This is a genomic window from Streptomyces sp. NPDC059874 (genome assembly GCF_042731135.1).
GTDB lineage: Bacteria > Actinomycetota > Actinomycetes > Streptomycetales > Streptomycetaceae > Streptomyces.
Genome location: NZ_JBHWJY010000019.1, coordinates 49,974 through 68,100, shown reverse-complemented (window position 1 = coordinate 68,100; position 18,127 = coordinate 49,974). Strand labels below are relative to the sequence as shown.

Annotated in this window: 14 protein-coding genes; 13 read left to right on the top strand and 1 reads right to left on the bottom strand. The window is 70.8% G+C overall.

All coding sequences use genetic code 11. The annotated features are described in order from the left end of the window. Nucleotides 1-8: 8 nt before the first annotated feature. The 13 genes from ACFV9H_RS13895 (at nucleotide 9) to ACFV9H_RS13835 (ending at nucleotide 14,514) form a co-directional block, all read left to right on the top strand. The gene (locus ACFV9H_RS13895; protein WP_385397350.1) at nucleotides 9-1,715 is read left to right on the top strand and encodes a UDP-N-acetylmuramoyl-L-alanyl-D-glutamate--2,6-diaminopimelate ligase; all 1,707 of its coding nucleotides are present in this window, start codon (nucleotides 9-11) and stop codon (nucleotides 1,713-1,715) included. Then, entirely contained in the window at nucleotides 1,712-3,136 is a 1,425-nt protein-coding gene (gene murF / locus ACFV9H_RS13890) for a UDP-N-acetylmuramoyl-tripeptide--D-alanyl-D-alanine ligase (RefSeq protein WP_385397348.1), read from the top strand. The genes ACFV9H_RS13895 and murF overlap by 4 nt, the downstream gene beginning before the upstream one ends. Further along, a complete protein-coding gene (gene mraY / locus ACFV9H_RS13885; RefSeq protein WP_385397346.1) occupies nucleotides 3,133-4,203 on the top strand; it encodes a phospho-N-acetylmuramoyl-pentapeptide-transferase in 1,071 nt (356 codons plus the stop codon). The genes murF and mraY overlap by 4 nt, the downstream gene beginning before the upstream one ends. Then, a complete protein-coding gene (gene murD / locus ACFV9H_RS13880) occupies nucleotides 4,185-5,810 on the top strand; it encodes a UDP-N-acetylmuramoyl-L-alanine--D-glutamate ligase (protein WP_385397344.1) in 1,626 nt (541 codons plus the stop codon). Before mraY ends, murD begins: the two co-directional genes overlap by 19 nt. Before the next feature lie 70 nt (nucleotides 5,811-5,880). Then, nucleotides 5,881-7,242, top strand: a complete 1,362-nt coding sequence (gene ftsW / locus ACFV9H_RS13875) for a putative lipid II flippase FtsW (RefSeq protein WP_385397342.1) — start codon at nucleotides 5,881-5,883, stop codon at nucleotides 7,240-7,242. Nucleotides 7,243-7,248: 6 nt separating this feature from the next. Next, complete coding sequence (gene murG, locus ACFV9H_RS13870) at nucleotides 7,249-8,343, top strand: undecaprenyldiphospho-muramoylpentapeptide beta-N-acetylglucosaminyltransferase (RefSeq protein ID WP_376660691.1); 1,095 nt, start codon at nucleotides 7,249-7,251, stop codon at nucleotides 8,341-8,343. 16 nt (nucleotides 8,344-8,359) lie between these two features. Further along, the gene (locus ACFV9H_RS13865; protein ID WP_385397340.1) at nucleotides 8,360-9,199 is read left to right on the top strand and encodes a cell division protein FtsQ/DivIB; all 840 of its coding nucleotides are present in this window, start codon (nucleotides 8,360-8,362) and stop codon (nucleotides 9,197-9,199) included. Nucleotides 9,200-9,476: 277 nt separating this feature from the next. Then, nucleotides 9,477-10,682: a cell division protein FtsZ gene (gene ftsZ, locus ACFV9H_RS13860; RefSeq protein ID WP_385397338.1), complete on the top strand. Its 1,206-nt coding sequence runs from the start codon at nucleotides 9,477-9,479 to the stop codon at nucleotides 10,680-10,682. Further along, a complete protein-coding gene (pgeF, locus tag ACFV9H_RS13855) occupies nucleotides 10,679-11,410 on the top strand; it encodes a peptidoglycan editing factor PgeF (protein ID WP_385397336.1) in 732 nt (243 codons plus the stop codon). The genes ftsZ and pgeF overlap by 4 nt, the downstream gene beginning before the upstream one ends. Beyond that, nucleotides 11,410-12,129, top strand: coding sequence for a YggS family pyridoxal phosphate-dependent enzyme (locus ACFV9H_RS13850; RefSeq protein ID WP_385397334.1), 720 nt, complete (start codon nucleotides 11,410-11,412; stop codon nucleotides 12,127-12,129). Before pgeF ends, ACFV9H_RS13850 begins: the two co-directional genes overlap by 1 nt. A gap of 149 nt (nucleotides 12,130-12,278) precedes the next feature. Then, nucleotides 12,279-12,896 carry a cell division protein SepF gene (locus ACFV9H_RS13845; RefSeq protein WP_385397332.1) on the top strand — a complete coding sequence of 206 codons (618 nt, stop codon included), beginning with the start codon at nucleotides 12,279-12,281 and terminating at the stop codon, nucleotides 12,894-12,896. A 60-nt stretch (nucleotides 12,897-12,956) separates the two neighbouring features. Next, nucleotides 12,957-13,253 (top strand): YggT family protein, encoded by a 297-nt coding sequence (locus tag ACFV9H_RS13840; protein WP_073774433.1) that lies wholly within the window; start codon nucleotides 12,957-12,959, stop codon nucleotides 13,251-13,253. An 82-nt stretch (nucleotides 13,254-13,335) separates the two neighbouring features. Beyond that, nucleotides 13,336-14,514, top strand: a complete 1,179-nt coding sequence (locus tag ACFV9H_RS13835) for a DivIVA domain-containing protein (RefSeq protein ID WP_385397330.1) — start codon at nucleotides 13,336-13,338, stop codon at nucleotides 14,512-14,514. Between the two features lie 231 nt (nucleotides 14,515-14,745). Here ACFV9H_RS13835 and ileS read toward each other — a convergent pair whose 3' ends face one another. Further along, a complete protein-coding gene (gene ileS / locus ACFV9H_RS13830) occupies nucleotides 14,746-17,892 on the bottom strand; it encodes an isoleucine--tRNA ligase (protein ID WP_385397328.1) in 3,147 nt (1,048 codons plus the stop codon). Nucleotides 17,893-18,127 lie beyond the last annotated feature (235 nt).

Below are 18,127 nucleotides of genomic sequence, written 5' to 3'. Positions count from 1 at the left end.
CACCATCAGTGACAACGATCACCCCGAAACCCAGGAACCAGTCGGCCGCCGGCGCGGAGGCCGGGCCCTCACTTCGCGGGCGGCCCACCGCGCCCGGTACGCTCACCGCCGTGCCCCACGCTGATCAGCCCAGAACCACCCAGAAGGACGCCCCGGCAGCGCCGCCGGGAGCGCCGCGGCCCCAGTCCGTACGCCCGACCGAGCTCGGCGAGCTGGCCGCACTGCTGGACCTGCCCGAACCGGCCGCCACGGCGATCACCGGCATCACGCACGACTCCCGTGCGGTCCGCCCGGGAGACCTGTACGCCGCCCTGGCCGGAGCCAGGACGCACGGCGCCGACTTCGCCGCCCAGGCGGCCGGCCTCGGCGCCGCCGCCGTGCTGACCGACCCCGCCGGGACGGAGCGCGCGGCCGCCACCGGGCTGCCCGTCCTGACCGTCGCCGACCCGCGCGGCCGGATGGGCGAGCTCGCCGCCGCGATCTACGGCCGGCCCGGCGAGGACCTGCTCCAGATCGGCATCACCGGCACCTCCGGCAAGACCACCACGGCGTACCTCGTCGAAGGCGGACTGCGCGCCGCGGGCCGCCGCACCGGACTCGTCGGCACGGTCGAGATGCGCATCGGCGACGAGCGCATCAAGTCGGAGCGGACCACCCCCGAGGCCACCGACCTCCAGGCCCTCTTCGCGGTCATGCGCGAACGCGGGGTCGAGGCCGTCGCCATGGAGGTCTCCAGCCACGCCCTGGTGCTCGGCCGCGTCGACGGCTGCGTGTTCGACGTCGCCGTCTTCAACAACCTGAGCCCGGAACACATGGAGTTCCACTCCGACATGGACGACTACTTCCAGGCGAAGGCGGGGCTCTTCACCCCCCGCCGGGCCCGCCTGGGCGTGGTCAACCTCGACGACGAGTACGGCCGCCGACTCACCGAGGAGGCGACGATCCCGGTCGTCACCTTCTCCGCGACGGGCGACCCGGCCGCCGACTGGCGCGCCGAGGACGTGGTCTTCGGGCCGGCGAGCTCCACCCTGACCCTGCTGGGCCCCGAGGGACAGCGCGTACGGGCCACCGCCCCGCTGCCCGGCCCGTTCAACGTCGCCAACACCGTCGCCGCCGTCGTCACGCTCGCCGCCGCCGGCCTCGACCCGCAGACCGCCGCCGACGGCGTCGCCGCGGTCCCCGGGGTCCCCGGCCGGCTGGAGCGGGTCGACGCGGGACAGCCGTACCTGGCCGTCGTCGACTACGCCCACAAGACGGACGCCGTCGAGTCGGTGCTGCGCGCCCTGCGCGAGGTCACCACCGGCAAGCTGCACATCGTGCTCGGCTGCGGCGGCGACCGCGACACCACCAAGCGCGGCCCGATGGGCGCCGCGGCCGCCCGGTACGCCGACGTGGCCGTGCTGACCTCCGACAACCCCCGCTCCGAGGACCCCCTGAAGATCCTCGCCGCGATGTTCGAAGGCGCCGTGTCCGTACCGCCCGCCGAGCGGGGCACCGTCCTCGTCGACGCGGACCGGGCCGCGGCCATCGCCGCCGCCGTCGCGCGCGCCGAGCCCGGAGACACCGTGCTGGTGGCCGGGAAGGGCCACGAGCAGGGCCAGGACACCGCGGGGGTCGTACGCCCCTTCGACGACCGCGAAGTGCTCCGCGCCGCGATCGAGCGCCAGGAAACCGCGCATCTTCGAGATGGCCGACAGGCCGAGGTGAACCAGTGATCCCCCTTTCCCTCGCCGAGATCGCCGACATCACCGGCGGGCGGCCCCACGACATACCGGATCCGTCGGTGCGGATCAGCGGGCCCGTGGTCATCGACTCCCGTCAGGTGGAGTCCGGCAGCCTGTTCGCCGCCTTCGACGGCGAGCACGTCGACGGCCACGACTACGCCGAGCGCGCGGTGGCCGCCGGAGCCGCGGCCGTCCTCGCGGCCCGGCCGGTCGGCGTGGCCGCCATCGTCGTCCCCGACGTGGAGAAGGCGCTCGGCGCCCTCGCCCGTGCCGTCGTCGAGCGGCTCGGCACCGACGTGGTGGCCCTGACCGGTTCCGCCGGAAAGACCTCCACCAAGGACCTCATCGCGCAGGTCCTCCAAGCCCACGCGCCCACGGTGTGGACGCCCGGCTCCCTCAACAACGAGATCGGCCTGCCGCTCACCGCGCTGAAGGCCACCGCCGAAACCCGCCACCTGGTACTGGAGATGGGGGCCCGCGGGATCGGCCACATCGCCTACCTCACCGGCCTGACCCCGCCGCGCATCGGCGTCGTCCTCAACGTCGGCACCGCCCACATCGGCGAGTTCGGCGGCCGCGAGCAGATCGCCCAGGCCAAGGGAGAGCTGGTCGAGGCCCTGCCGGCGGAGGCCGAGGGCGGCATCGCCGTCCTCAACGCCGACGATTCGCTGGTGCGCGCGATGTCCGCCCGCACAAAGGCCCGTACGGTCCTCTTCGGTGAGGCCGACGACGCCGAAGTGCGGGCCACCGAGGTACGGATGACCCCCGCGGGACAGCCCTCCTTCACACTCCACACACCGACCGGGTGCAGTGATGTGACCTTGCGGCTGTACGGTGAGCACCACGTGTCGAACGCGCTCGCCGCGGCCGCCGTAGCCCATGTACTGGGGATGTCCGTCGAAGAGATCGCCACCGCGCTCTCCGGGGCGGGCACGCTGTCCCGGTGGCGGATGGAGGTCACCGAGCGGGCGGACGGTGTGACGATCGTCAACGACGCCTACAACGCGAACCCCGAGTCCATGCGGGCCGCACTGCGCGCACTTGCCGCGATGGGCGGTTCCGCCAGGGCGAACGGGGGACGCACGTGGGCGGTGCTCGGTCCCATGGCCGAACTCGGTGACGCATCGCTGGCCGAGCACGACGCGGTGGGACGGCTTGCCGTCCGGCTCAACGTGAGCAAGCTCGTCGCAGTCGGGGGCAGGGAAGCGTCCTGGCTGCAACTGGGCGCATATAACGAGGGTTCGTGGGGTGAGGAGTCGGTGCTCGTGTCCGACGCGCAGGCGGCGGTCGACCTGTTGCGCAGTGAACTGCGCCCGGGTGACGTCGTGCTGGTGAAGGCTTCCAGGTCGGTCGGTCTGGAGCGGGTCGCGCTGGCGTTGCTGGAGCGCGAGGGCGAGGTCGCCGACCGATGAGGCAGATCCTGTTCGCCGGTGTCATCGGCATGTTCCTCACGGTCGTCGGAACCCCGCTGCTCATCAAGCTGCTGGCCCGCAAGGGCTACGGCCAGTTCATCCGCGACGACGGCCCGCGCGGCCACGCCGGGAAGAAGGGCACGCCCACCATGGGCGGTATCTCCTTCATCCTGGCCACGATCGTCGCGTACGTCCTCACGAAGGTCATCACGGGCAGCGAGCCGACCTTCTCGGGTCTGCTCGTCCTGTTCCTGATGGCGGGCATGGGCCTGGTCGGCTACCTGGACGACTACATCAAGATCGTCAAGCGGCGCTCGCTGGGCTTGCGCGCCAAGGCCAAGATGTCCGGCCAGCTGATCGTCGGCATCGCCTTCGCGGTGCTCGCACTCCAGTTCAAGGACTCGCGCGGACTCGCCCCGGCCTCCACCAAGCTGTCGTTCGTCACCGACTTCGGCTGGTCGATCGGCCCGGTGCTCTTCGTGGTCTGGGCGCTGTTCATGATCCTGGCGATGTCCAACGGCGTGAACCTGACCGACGGCCTCGACGGCCTGGCCACCGGCGCCGCGGTGATGGTCTTCGGCGCGTACACCTTCATCGGTGTCTGGCAGTTCCAGGAGTCCTGCGCCAACGCGGCCACGCTGACCAACCCCAACGCGTGCTTCGAGGTGCGCGACCCCCTCGACCTCGCGGTCGTCGCGTCCGCCCTGATGGGCGCCTGCTTCGGCTTCCTGTGGTGGAACACCTCGCCCGCGAAGATCTTCATGGGCGACACCGGTTCGCTGGCGCTCGGCGGCGCGCTCGCCGGCCTCGCGATCTGCTCCCGTACGGAGTTCCTGATCGCCCTGCTCGGCGGCCTCTTCGTCCTCATCACCATGTCGGTCGTCATCCAGGTCGGCTCCTTCAAGCTGACCGGCAAGCGCGTCTTCCGGATGGCCCCGCTGCAGCACCACTTCGAACTCAAGGGCTGGTCCGAAGTCCTCGTCGTGGTGCGGTTCTGGATCATCCAGGGCATGTGCGTGATCGTGGGTCTCGGTCTCTTCTACGCGGGATGGGCAGCCGACAAGTGAGCACCACAGATCTGGCCGCAGCGCTCGGCCCCGATGCCCTGGGCCGGTTCGGTCTGCCCGGCCGGATCACCGTGGCGGGCCTGGGCATCAGCGGCATCAGCGCCGCCCGGGCGCTGGCCCGGCTCGGTGCCGTCGTGACCGTCGTCGACAACGGCGACGGCGACGCGCACCGCGCGAAGGCCGCCGAGCTCGCGGAGCTGGGCATCGCGGTCCGTCTGGGCCGGCTGGAGGACGGCGCCAAGGCCGGCGAGACCCTCCCGGAGGGCACCGAGCTCGTGGTGACCTCACCCGGCTGGAAGCCGGACAGCCCGCTCTTCCTGGAGGCCGGCAAGGCCGGAGTGGACGTCGTCGGCGACGTCGAGATCGCCTGGCGGCTGCGCGGGGCCGGCGCCGAACTCCGGGCCGCCCGAGCCGCCGCGGACGCCGGCCCGGCGGACGGTTCCACCGCCGACGCCGCCAAGCCGGATGCGGCCGAGCCCGCCGGCTCCGCCGAGGTGCCCGTACGCGGCGCAGCCGAGTGGCTGGCCATCACCGGCACGAACGGCAAGACCACCACCACGCAGATGCTGGCGTCGATCCTGAAGGCCGCCGGACTGCGGACCGCGGCCGTCGGGAACATCGGGACGCCCATCATCGACGTGGTGCTCGGCGAGCAGGAGTACGACGTGCTCGCCGTCGAGCTCTCCAGCTACCAGCTGCACTGGGCGCCCTCGCTGCGCGTCCACTCCGCGGCCGTGCTCAACCTGGCCCCGGACCACCTCGACTGGCACGGCTCGATGGAGGCGTACGCCGCCGACAAGGGCCGCATCTACGAGGGCAACACGGTGGCCTGCGTCTACAACGTCGCCGACCCGGCCACCGAGAGGCTGGTCGAGGACGCCGACGTCGAAGAGGGCTGCCGGGCCATCGGCTTCACCCTCGGCGCCCCCGGTCCCTCCATGCTCGGCGTCGTCGACGGCATCCTCGTCGACCGCGCCTTCGTCGAGAACCGGCAGAAGAACGCCCAGGAACTCGCGCACGTCGAGGACGTCAACCCGCCCGCCCCGCACAACATCGCCAACGCGCTCGCCGCCGCGGCCCTGGCCCGCGCCTTCGGCGTGGAGCCGCGTGCGGTCCGTGACGGGCTGCGCGACTTCCGCCCGGACGCCCACCGCGTCGCGCACGTGGACGAGGTCGACGGGGTCACGTACGTCGACGACTCCAAGGCCACCAACACACACGCCGCCGAGGCCTCCCTCGCGTCCTTCGAGCCGGTCGTCTGGATCGCCGGCGGCCTCGCCAAGGGCGCGACCTTCGACGAGCTCGTCCAGAAGGCGGCGAAGCGGCTGCGCGCCGTCGTGCTGATGGGCGCCGACCGGGCGCTGATCGCCGAGGCGTTGGCGCGACACGCCCCCGAGGTCCCGGTCGTCGACCTCGACCGGACCGACACTGGGGCGATGCTCGCGGCGGTCCGGGAAGCCGCCCGGCTCGCCGAGCGCGGCGACACGGTCCTGCTGGCGCCCGGCTGCGCCTCGATGGACATGTTCGCGAACTACAACGAGCGTGGGGACGCGTTCGCCGACGCGGTGCGCGAACTGGCCGCCGAGAGCGCCGCGAACACGGCCTAGGCCGAGGGCTCCGGGAGAGGTTCCCTCCGGCCGGCTGCTCGCCTCGTACGAGTGGAGGGGAAGAACACAGATGCCGGCCAAGCAGATGCTGCCGGGGCGGCGGCCTTCCGCCGTGAGGGCGCAGGGCCGCAAGCGCCCCGTGGTGAGCGCGAAGCGTCCCGCGGGGCGCGGGCCGCTGGCCGGGATCCGGCGTACGCAGCGCCGGTTGCGCAAGGCGTGGGACCGACCGCTCACGGCGTATTACCTGATTTTCGGCAGTTCGCTGCTCATCACCGTGCTGGGCCTCGTGATGGTCTACTCGGCCTCCATGATCAAGGCGCTCCAGCTCGGCCTGGGCGACGCCTACTTCTTCAAGAAGCAGTTCCTGGCGGCCCTCATCGGCACCGGACTGATGCTGGTCGCCTCCCGGATGCCCGTCAAACTCCACCGGGCGCTGTCCTATCCGGTGCTCGCCGGCACGCTCTTCCTGATGGTCCTGGTCCAGATCCCCGGGATAGGGGTGGCCATCAACGGCAACCAGAATTGGATCTCCCTTGGCGGTCCGTTCATGTTGCAGCCCAGTGAGTTCGGCAAGCTGGCCCTGATCCTGTGGGGCGCCGACCTGTTGGCGCGCAAGGGCGACAAGGGGCTGCTCAGCCAGTGGAAGCACCTGCTGGTGCCGCTGGTGCCGGTGGCCTTCCTGCTGCTCGGGCTGATCATGCTGGGCGGGGACATGGGCACCGCGATGATCCTCGGCGCCATCCTCTTCGGCCTCCTGTGGCTGGCGGGAGCGCCGACGCGGTTGTTCGTGGGGGTACTGGCCTTCGCTGGTGCGATCGTCGCGCTGCTCATCAAGACGAGCCCGCACCGGATGGACCGCCTGGAGTGCCTCGGCGCGACGGATCCGGGCAAGAACGACCTCTGCTGGCAGGCCGTCCACGGGATCTACGCCCTCGCATCGGGCGGATGGTTCGGTTCCGGTTTGGGTGCCAGTGTGGAAAAATGGGGGCAACTACCCGAAGCCCACACCGACTTCATCTTCGCCATCACCGGGGAGGAACTGGGCCTGGCGGGGACGCTGTCGGTGCTCGCCCTGTTCGCGGCTCTAGGCTATGCGGGTATCCGCGTGGCCGGACGCACGGAGGAGTCCTTCGTACGGTTTGCCGCGGGAGGCGTGACCACCTGGATCACGGCCCAGGCCGTGATCAACATCGGTGCGGTGCTCGGCCTGCTGCCGATCGCCGGAGTCCCGCTCCCGCTGTTCTCCTACGGAGGGTCAGCCCTGCTGCCGACCATGTTCGCGGTCGGACTGCTCATCGCCTTCGCGCGGGAGGAGCCGGCGGCGCGCGCGGCCCTCGCGATGCGACAGCCGAAGACCGGCTGGCGGCGGACCGGGGTGAGATGGAAGTCGATGAGACGGCGCGTCAAGAAGCGTCCGTCCGGAGAGCGGTGAATTTCGGTGCATGTCGTACTCGCCGGTGGGGGGACCGCCGGCCACATCGAGCCGGCGCTCGCCCTCGCGGACGCCCTGCGCAGGCAGGACCCTTCAGTGGGCATCACCGCCCTCGGAACCGAGCGCGGACTGGAAACCCGCCTGGTGCCGGAACGCGGCTACGAGCTGGGCCTGATCCCCGCCGTCCCGCTGCCCCGCAAACCCACGCCAGAGCTGATCACCGTCCCCGGACGACTGCGCGGCACCATCAAGGCCGCGGAGGAGATCCTGATCCGCACCAAGGCCGACTGCGTCGTCGGCTTCGGCGGCTACGTGGCCCTGCCCGGCTACCTCGCCGCCAAGCGGCTCGGGGTGCCGATCATCGTCCACGAGGCCAACGCCCGGCCCGGACTGGCCAACAAGATCGGCTCCCGCTACGCGCACGCCGTCGCGGTCTCCACGCCCGACAGCAAGCTGCGCGGCGCCCGCTACGTGGGCATCCCGCTGCGCCGCTCGATCTCCACCCTCGACCGGGCCGCGGTCCGCCCCGAGGCGCGCGCCGCCTTCGGCCTGGACCCCAACCTGCCGACGCTGCTGGTCTCCGGCGGCTCGCAGGGCGCCCGCCGCCTCAACGAGACGATCCAGCAGGTCGCTCCGAACCTCCAGCGCTCCGGGATCCAGATCCTGCACGCCGTCGGGCCGAAGAACGAACTGCCGCGTGTCGACAACATGCCCGGGATGCCGCCCTACGTGCCGGTACCGTACGTGGACCGGATGGATCTCGCGTACGCCGCCGCCGACATGATGCTGTGCCGGGCGGGTGCGATGACCGTCGCCGAACTCTCCGCCGTCGGGCTCCCCGCCGCCTACGTCCCGCTGCCGATCGGCAACGGCGAACAGCGGCTCAACGCCCAGCCGGTGGTCAAGGCCGGCGGTGGCCTGCTCGTGGACGACGCGGAACTGACGCCCGAGTGGGTGCTCGGCCAGGTCCTCCCGGTGCTGTCCGACCCGCACCGTCTGTACGAGATGTCCCGCGCCGCCGGAGAGTTCGGGCGCAGGGACGCCGACGAGCTGCTGGTCGGCATGGTGTACGAGGCGATCGCGGCGCACAGGAGCCGCTGAGGCAGGAGGCACAGGAGTGGCCGGAGCGACGACCGCACAGCGCGGCAACCCGGGCTCTGACCGGTCCGCCCGCAAGGGCACCGGCTCTCCCAAGCCACCCAAGCCACCCAAGGCCGACAAGAAGTCCGGCCCGCGGGGCCCCGGCGCGCGCCTGCGCCGCGGCCCCGTGCTGCTGGCTTCCCTGGCCGCCGCGGTGCTCCTCGCCGCGGGCGGCGCCTGGGTGCTCTACGGGTCTTCCTGGCTGCGCGTCGAGAAGGTCACCGCCGTCGGCACGGAGGTGCTGACCCCCGAACAGGTCCTCGCGGCGGCGGCGGTGCCCGTCGGCGCACCCCTGGTGAGCGTGGACACCGACGAGATCGCCGGCCGCGTCCGCGGCCGGCTGCCCCGCATCGATTCGGTCGATGTGGTGCGGGCCTGGCCGCACGGAATCGGGCTGAAAGTGACGGAACGCAAACCCGTCCTGCTCATCAAAAAGGACGCCAACTTCGTCGAAGTGGACGCTTCGGGTGTGCGATTCGACACGATCCCGAAAGCACCGGCCGGTGTTCCGGTCCTCGAATTGAACGCGGGAGCCTCCCCGAGCGCCCGCCGCTTCGACGAGGAACGCCTGCTGCACGAGGCCGTACTCGTCGCGGGCTCCCTTCCGGAGCCGATCGCGAAGGAGACCATGCAGGTCAAGGTGGGTTCGTACGATTCGGTCGTACTGGAGCTCACCGGGGGTCGGACGGTGATGTGGGGGAGCGGCGAACAGAGCGAAGCGAAGGGGCGCGCGCTGACCGCTCTGTTGAAGGCCGCGCCCAAGGGCGGTCACTTCGACGTGAGCGTCCCCACCGCCCCTGCCGTGTCCGGGAGTTGACTCCCGGTCGAACAGCGGAGCACCCTGGTTGGCCAGCGATACGGGTGATCACATAGGGTGAAAAGAAAAACGGGAGGTTCGGCGTGTTCGTTGAACACGCGCTACTTGTCGACTTAGTGTCCTGTTCGGAAGAGTCCAAGGAACAGACACACCCCTAACCCTAAACTTCAGGGTGAGGGTTCGGGTCGGCGCGTTCGGACCGTCCCTATTTCGGCATCAGTCGTCGCAACGCAGGCCGCGAGGCGACGACACGTAATCGAGGCGAGAGGCCTTCGACGTGGCAGCACCGCAGAACTACCTCGCAGTCATCAAGGTCATCGGTGTCGGCGGCGGTGGTGTCAATGCCATCAACCGAATGATCGAGGTCGGTCTCAAGGGCGTCGAGTTCATCGCCATCAACACGGACGCGCAGGCGCTGTTGATGAGCGACGCCGACGTCAAGCTCGACGTCGGCCGTGAACTCACCCGGGGCCTCGGCGCCGGAGCAAATCCGGCCGTCGGTCGCAAGGCGGCAGAGGACCACCGCGAGGAGATCGAGGAGGTCCTCAAGGGGGCCGACATGGTCTTCGTGACCGCCGGCGAGGGCGGCGGCACCGGCACCGGCGGCGCACCCGTCGTCGCCAACATCGCGCGCTCGCTGGGCGCCCTCACGATCGGTGTGGTCACCCGGCCGTTCACCTTCGAGGGCCGGCGTCGCGCGAACCAGGCGGAGGACGGCATCGCCGAGCTCCGCGAAGAGGTCGACACCCTCATCGTCATCCCCAACGACCGGCTGCTGTCCATCTCGGACCGCCAGGTCAGCGTCCTCGACGCCTTCAAGTCGGCCGACCAGGTCCTGCTGTCGGGCGTCCAGGGCATCACCGACCTCATCACCACCCCGGGTCTGATCAACCTCGACTTCGCCGACGTCAAGTCCGTGATGTCCGAGGCCGGCTCGGCCCTGATGGGCATCGGCTCGGCCCGCGGCGACGACCGCGCGGTGGCCGCCGCCGAGATGGCGATCTCCTCGCCGCTGCTGGAGGCGTCCATCGACGGCGCCCGCGGCGTGCTGCTCTCCATCTCCGGTGGCTCGGACCTCGGTCTCTTCGAGATCAACGAGGCCGCGCAGCTGGTGAGCGAGGCCGCGCACCCCGAGGCGAACATCATCTTCGGTGCCGTCATCGACGACGCTCTCGGCGACGAGGTACGGGTCACCGTCATCGCGGCCGGGTTCGACGGCGGACAGCCCCCGGCCCGCCGGGACAACGTCATCGGCGCCGCTTCCACGAAGCGCGAGGAGCCCGCCCCGGCCCCCGTCCGCGCGGCGGAGCCGGCCCGTCCGGCCTTCGGCGGACTCGGCTCGGTCACCCCGCGCGAGGAGCCCCCGGCTCCCGTCGAGGCAGCCCCGGTCGAGGCCCAGGCCCCCGCGCCGCAGGTCCCGACGGCCCGGCCGTACCAGGACAGCCCGGCCGAGGAACTGGACGTCCCGGACTTCTTGAAGTGACACCGGAGCAGCACCACGTGGGCGGCGCCCACTTCGCCTTCACCGACAGGTGGGGCGGAGTGAGCGCCGTTCCGTACGAAGAGCTCAACCTCGGCGGCGCGGTCGGAGACGACCCGGCCGCCGTTCTGGCGAACCGGGCGCGCGCCGCGGAGTCCTTGGGACTGGCGCCGGACCACGTGGTCTGGATGAACCAGGTGCACGGGCGGGACGTGGCGGTGGTCCCCGGACCCTGGGGCGCCGACTCGGCCGTTCCCGCCGTGGACGCGGTGGTGACCGCCCGTCGGGGACTCGCCCTCGCCGTGCTCACCGCCGACTGCACCCCGGTCCTGCTCGCCGACCCCGTCGCCGGAGTCGCGGGCGCCGCCCACGCCGGGCGGCCCGGACTGGTCGCCGGAGTGGTGCCCGCCGCCCTGGAGGCGATGGTCGCCCTCGGTGCCGAGCCCGGCCGGATCGTCGCCCGCACCGGACCGGCGATCTGCGGGCGCTGCTACGAAGTGCCCGCCGAGATGCGGGACGAAGTCGCCGAAGCGGTGCCGGCCGCCAGGGCGGAGACCAGCTGGGGGACGCCGGCCGTGGACGTGGTCGCCGGAGTGCACGCGCAGCTCGCGGAGGCGGGGGTGGTGGACGTACGCCGATCCCCGTTCTGCACACTGGAGTCGCGGGACCACTACTCGTACCGCCGTGACCGGGTGACCGGGCGGCTCGCCGGATATGTCTGGTTGGACTGATGACGGATCGTAAGTCGGAACTCGCCGAGAACCTGGAGCGGGTGGAGGGACGCATCTCGTCCGCCTGTGCGGCGGCGGGGCGCGAGCGGGACGAGGTGACCCTCATCGTGGTCACCAAGACCTACCCCGCGAGCGACGTACGACTGCTGGCGGAGCTGGGCATCCGTCATGTTGCGGAGAATCGCGACCAGGATGCCGCCCCCAAGGCCGCGGCCTGCGCGGATCTGCCGCTCAGCTGGCACTTCGTCGGACAGTTGCAGACGAACAAAGTCCGTTCCGTGGCGGGATACGCGCATGTGGTGCAGTCCGTCGACCGGCCCAAGCTCGTGACCGCCCTCTCGGCGGCCGCGGAGAGCGCGGGCCGCGAGCTCGGTTGTCTCGTGCAGATCGCCCTCGACGCGGAGTCGGGGGAGCGCGGGGCCCGCGGCGGCGCGGCGCCGGAGCAGCTGGCGGAGTTGGCGGAGCTCGTCGCGAAGGCGCCGGGGCTGCGGATCGACGGGCTGATGACGGTCGCTCCGCTGTCGGGCGAGTACGCGGGACGCGAACAGGCCGCTTTCGAGCGGTTGATGGAATTGTCATCCCGCCTGCGCGCGGACCATCCTGCTGCCACGATGGTGTCGGCCGGGATGAGCGCAGACCTGGAACAGGCCGTTGCGGCCGGTGCGACACATGTACGCGTCGGCACTGCGGTACTCGGCGCGAGACCCCGGCTCGGGTAACGTCGCGAAGAAAGTCGGACCACAGCAGAAAATATGGTCATTCCCGCAGATGGGCGGGCAGACCACGTGGATCGCGGGCAGTTGGTGACATTCGTGACACGGCGGCACCTGCGACAGGGCGATCCACCACAGAGCGGAGGACTCAGAGAATGGCCGGCGCGATGCGCAAGATGGCGGTCTACCTCGGCCTCGTGGAGGACGACCGGTACGACAACCCGGGGTACGACCCCGACGACGAGTTCGAGCCCGAGCCGGAACCCGAGCGCGTCCGGGACCGGGATCGCAGACAGCAGCCCGTGCACCAAACGCCCATTTCGGACGAACCGGTACGAGCTGTACAGCCTCCGGCGCAGCGCGAACCTACCCCAATTCCGGTTGAAAACGGACGTCCCGCGCGAATCGCCCCCGTGGCATCCATCACACCTGACCGCTCGAACCTGGAGAAGAACGCCCCCGTGATCATGCCCAAGGTCGTCTCCGAGCGGGAGCCGTACCGCATCACGACGCTGCACCCCCGGACCTACAACGAGGCCCGTACCATCGGGGAACACTTCCGTGAGGGCACTCCGGTGATCATGAATCTCACGGAGATGGACGACACGGATGCGAAGCGTCTCGTGGACTTCGCCGCCGGACTCGTCTTCGGTCTGCACGGCAGTATTGAACGCGTGACACAGAAGGTGTTCCTGCTGTCGCCTGCTAACGTCGATGTCACGGCGGAGGACAAGGCCCGCATCGCGGAGGGCGGGTTCTTCAACCAAAGCTAGACCGATCCGTCAGATACGGGACCGGGAACAGAGCGGGAAACGGGGAGAGGGAAGCGCGGGATGGGCGTCGCACTACAGGTGGTCTACATCGCGCTGATGTGCTTCCTCATCGTGCTGATCTTCCGACTGGTCATGGACTACGTGTTCCAGTTCGCACGTTCATGGACACCCGGCAAGGCGATGGTGGTCGTTCTGGAGGCCACCTACACTCTTACCGATCCACCGCTCAAGCTTCTTCGGCGGTTCATCCCGCCGTTGCGTCTCGGGGGCGTGGCACTCGACCTGTCCTTCTTTGTTCTGATGATCATCGTTTACATCCTCATCAGTTTCGTGAGCACCGCTGCGAGAAGCGTGTGAACGATGAACTTCTCCGCGCGCGCGGGGACAGTCCCGATACGGTCTTGCCGACTGCCGACGACTACGTAGAGGTGAAGAAGACATGCCGCTGACTCCCGAGGACGTGCGGAACAAGCAGTTCACGACCGTCCGCCTCCGAGAAGGCTATGACGAGGACGAGGTCGATGCCTTCCTCGACGAGGTCGAGTCCGAGCTGACGCGCCTGCTGCGCGAAAACGAGGACCTGCGCGCCAAGCTGGCTGCCGCCACGCGTGCCGCCGCTCAGAACCAGGCGCAGCAGGGCATGCGCAAGCCGGAACCCCAGGACCAGCGTGGCCCCGGCGCCCCCGTGCCCGCGGCCATATCCGGCCCGCCGCAGCAGCAGCAGCCGCAGATGGGCCCGCCGCAGCTGCCGGGCGGCCCGCCGCAGCTCCCGGCCGGCCCCGGCGGACACGGACCGCAGGGTCCGGGCCCGATGGGCGGCCCCATGCAGCAGCACCCCATGGGTGGACCGCAGGGCATGGGTCAGCAGTCCATGGGCGGCCAGAACCCGCTCGGCCAGCAGATGCAGCCCATGGGCCAGCAGATGCAGCCGATGGGACAGCAGATGCAGGGCATGGGTCAGCCGATGCACCAGCAGCAGCCGCAGCAGCTCCCGCAGCAGGGTCCCGGTGGCGACAGCGCCGCCCGCGTCCTGTCGCTGGCGCAGCAGACCGCCGACCAGGCGATCGCGGAGGCCCGCTCCGAGGCCAACAAGATCGTCGGCGAGGCGCGCAGCCGCGCCGAGGGCCTGGAGCGGGACGCCCGCGCCAAGGCCGACGCGCTGGAGCGGGACGCCCAGGAGAAGCACCGCGTCGCGATGGGCTCCCTGGAGTCCGCCCGCGCCACGCTGGAGCGCAAGGTCGAGGACCTGCGGGGCTTCGAGCGTGAGTACCGCACGCGTCTGAAGTCCTACCTGGAGTCGCAGCTGCGTCAGCTGGAGACCCAGGCCGACGACTCGCTGGCCCCGCCGCGCGGCCCGGCCGGTCCCGCGCTGCCGCCGTCGCCGTCCCCGTCGATGGCTCCGGCCGGCGCCATGGGTCACTCCATGGGTGGCCCGTCGATGGGCGGCCCGTCCCCCATGGGCGGTCCCTCCCCGATGGGTGGCCCCTCGTACGGCGGCCAGCAGCAGATGTCCCCGGCGATGACCCAGCCGATGGCTCCGGTCCGGCCGGCGGCTCCGCAGCCGATGCAGGCGCCGTCGCCGATGCGGGGCTTCCTGATCGACGAGGACGACAACTAAGCGCCGCCGCGTCTGTCGGCAGTCGCCTTTACGGGCCGGGCCCGGTTCCCCTTCGGGGGCGCCGGGCCCGGCCCGTTCGCGTACCCGTGTGGGCGGGCGCGGAGCGCCGTAGGGGTAGGCGGTCCGGGGCGGAGTCTCGGGAAACGGTGAAAGGGCGGGGTGGGGGAAAGCAGAGCGGCCCGTACCGCCCCGGAGGGGGGAGGTACGGGCCGCTCGGGCTGGGGGCCTGGGCTACGCCTTGCGGAGGCGGAAGGTCAGGGACAGGGCCTCGTCCGTGAAGGGGTCGCCGTACGTGGCGTCCGCCTCGGCGGAGGAGAAGTCCGTGGCCAGGACCTCGTCGGAGATCAGCGCCGCGTGGTCCGTCAGGGCCGTCACGACCTCGGCGTCAGAGGAGGACCACCGCAGGGCGATGCGGTCCGCCACGTCGAGGCCGGAGTTCTTCCGGGCCTCCTGGATCAGCCGGATCGCGTCCCGCGCCAGGCCCGCCAGCCGCAGCTCCGGGGTGATCTCCAGGTCCAGGGCGACCGTCGCGCCCGAGTCGGACGCCACCGACCAGCCCTCGCGCGGGGTCTCCGTGATGATGACCTCCTCGGGGGTGAGGGTGACCTCCTCACCGCCCACCGAGACGACCGCGGAGCCCGAGCGCAGGGCCAGGGAGAGGGCCGCGGCGTCGGCGGCGGCGACCGCCTTCGCCACGTCCTGGACGCCCTTGCCGAAGCGCTTGCCCAGCGCCCGGAAGTTCGCCTTCGCCGTCGTGTCGACGAGGGAGCCGCCCACCTCCGAGAGGGAGGCCAGCGAGGACACGTTCAGCTCCTCCGTGATCTGCGCCTGCAGGTCGGGGGAGAGGGCCTCGAAGCCCACCGCGCCGACCAGCGCCCGGGAGAGCGGCTGGCGGGTCTTGACGCCCGACTCCGCACGCGTGGCGCGGCCCAGCTCCACCAGGCGGCGGACCAGCAGCATCTGCTGGGACAGGGTCCGGTCCACCTGGGAGGCGTCCGCCTCCGGCCACGACGACAGGTGCACCGACTCCGGCGCCTCCGGGGTGACCGGGGCGATCATGTCCTGCCAGACCCGCTCCGTGATGAAGGGGGTCAGCGGGGCCATCAGGCGGGTCACCGTCTCCACCACGTCGTGCAGCGTGCGCAGCGCGGCCGCGTCGCCCTGCCAGAAGCGGCGGCGCGAACGGCGGACGTACCAGTTGGAGAGGTCGTCCACGAAGGAGGACAGGAGCTTGCCGGCGCGCTGGGTGTCGTACGCCTCCATCGCCTCGGTGACCTCGGCGACGAGGGTGTTCAGCTCCGAGAGCAGCCAGCGGTCGAGGACCGTGCGGTCCGCCGGGGCCGGGTCGGCCGCGGAGGGCGCCCAGTTCGACGTACGGGCGTACAGGGCCTGGAAGGCGACCGTGTTCCAGTACGTGAGGAGGGTCTTGCGGACGACCTCCTGGATCGTGCCGTGGCCGACGCGCCGCGCCGCCCACGGGGAGCCGCCGGCCGCCATGAACCAGCGCACCGCGTCGGCGCCGTGCTGGTCCATGAGCGGGATCGGCTGGAGGATGTTGCCGAGGTGCTTGGACATCTTGCGGCCGTCCTCGGCGAGGATGTGGCCGAGGCAGACCACGTTCTCGTACGACGACTTGTCGAAGACCAGGGTGCCGACCGCCATCAGGGTGTAGAACCACCCGCGGGTCTGGTCGATCGCCTCCGAGATGAACTGCGCCGGGTAGCGCTTCTCGAAGATCTCCTTGTTCTTGTACGGGTAGCCCCACTGCGCGAACGGCATCGAGCCCGAGTCGTACCAGGCGTCGATGACCTCGGGGACGCGGACGGACTCCAGGGAGCAGCCCTCGTGGGTGCAGGTGAAGGTCACGTCGTCGATGTACGGGCGGTGCGGGTCCAGGGCCGACAGGTCCGTGCCCGTCAGCTCGCTCAGCTCCGCGCGGGATCCGACGCAGGTGAGGTGGTTCTCCTCGCAGCGCCAGATCGGGAGCGGGGTGCCCCAGTAGCGGTTGCGGGACAGCGCCCAGTCGATGTTGTTGTTCAGCCAGTCGCCGAAGCGGCCCTGCTTGACCGAGTCCGGGAACCAGTTGGTCTTCTCGTTCTCCCGCAGCATCGCGTCCTTGACGGCGGTGGTGCGGATGTACCAGGACGGCTGCGCGTAGTAGAGCAGCGCCGTGTGGCAGCGCCAGCAGTGCGGGTAGCTGTGCTCGTAGGCGATGTGCTTGAAGAGCAGGCCGCGCGCGTCGAGGTCGGCGGTCAGCTTCTCGTCGGCCTTCTTGAAGAAGACGCCGCCCACCAGCGGGACCTCCTCCTCGAAGGTGCCGTCGGGGCGGACCGGGTTCACGACGGGCAGGCCGTACGCGCGGCAGACCGCGAGGTCGTCGGCGCCGAAGGCGGGGGACTGGTGGACCAGACCGGTGCCGTCCTCGGTCGTGACGTACTCGGCGTTCACGACGTAGTGGGCGGGCTCCGGGAACTCGACGAGCTCGAAGGGGCGCTGGTAGGTCCAGCGCTCCATCTCCTTGCCCGTGAAGGTCCGGCCGGTGGCCTCCCAGCCTTCGCCGAGGGCCTTCTCCAGCAGCGGCTGGGCGACGACGAGGTTCTCTTCGCCGTTCGTGGCGACCACGTACGTGACCTCGGGGTGCGCGGCCACGGCGGTGTTGGAGACCAGGGTCCACGGGGTGGTCGTCCAGACCAGGAGGGCGGCCTGGCCGGCCAGCGGGCCGCTCGTCAGCGGGAAGCGGACGAAGACCGAGGGGTCGACGACCGTCTCGTAGCCCTGGGCCAGCTCGTGGTCCGAGAGGCCGGTGCCGCAGCGCGGGCACCAGGGGGCGACGCGGTGGTCCTGGGTCAGCAGGCCCTTGTTGAAGATCTCCTTCAGCGACCACCACACGGACTCGATGTACTCGGGGTCCATCGTCCGGTAGGCGTCGTCCAGGTCGACCCAGTAGCCCATCCGCGTCGTGAGCTCGGTGAACGCGTCGGTGTGGCGGGTCACGGACTCGCGGCACTTGGCGTTGAACTCGGCGATGCCGTACGCCTCGATGTCCTGCTTGCCGTTGAAGCCCAGCTCCTTCTCCACGGCGAGCTCGACGGGCAGGCCGTGACAGTCCCAGCCGGCCTTGCGGGCCACGTGGTAGCCGCGCATGGTGCGGAAGCGGGGGAAGACGTCCTTGAAGACGCGGGCCTCGATGTGGTGGGCACCGGGCATGCCGTTCGCGGTGGGCGGGCCCTCGTAGAAGACCCACTCGGGGCGGCCCTCGGACTGCTCCAGGGTCTTGGCGAAGATCTTGCTCTCGCGCCAGAAGTCGAGGACCCCGTGCTCAAGGGCGGACAGGTCGACCTGGGCGGGTACCGGGCGGTACTGCGGCGGTGTGGTCATGAGGCTGAACTCTTCCTCCGGCGGTGTGTCACTTCCGTCCGGAGGGACGAGAGGCATCCCCTGGTTTCAGGGACGTGCTGCTCCCGCGGTACCACCCTCCTTGGCCCCCGGACGCGCCGGTGACCCCCTCATTGGGGTGCGAAGCCGGTTCTACAGGCCCTACGGCTCCCTACGGGGATCCGTGCGGGCTTTCTTCCGGCGGCTCCGGGGTGATCCTTCGCATCGCGCTCGCCCC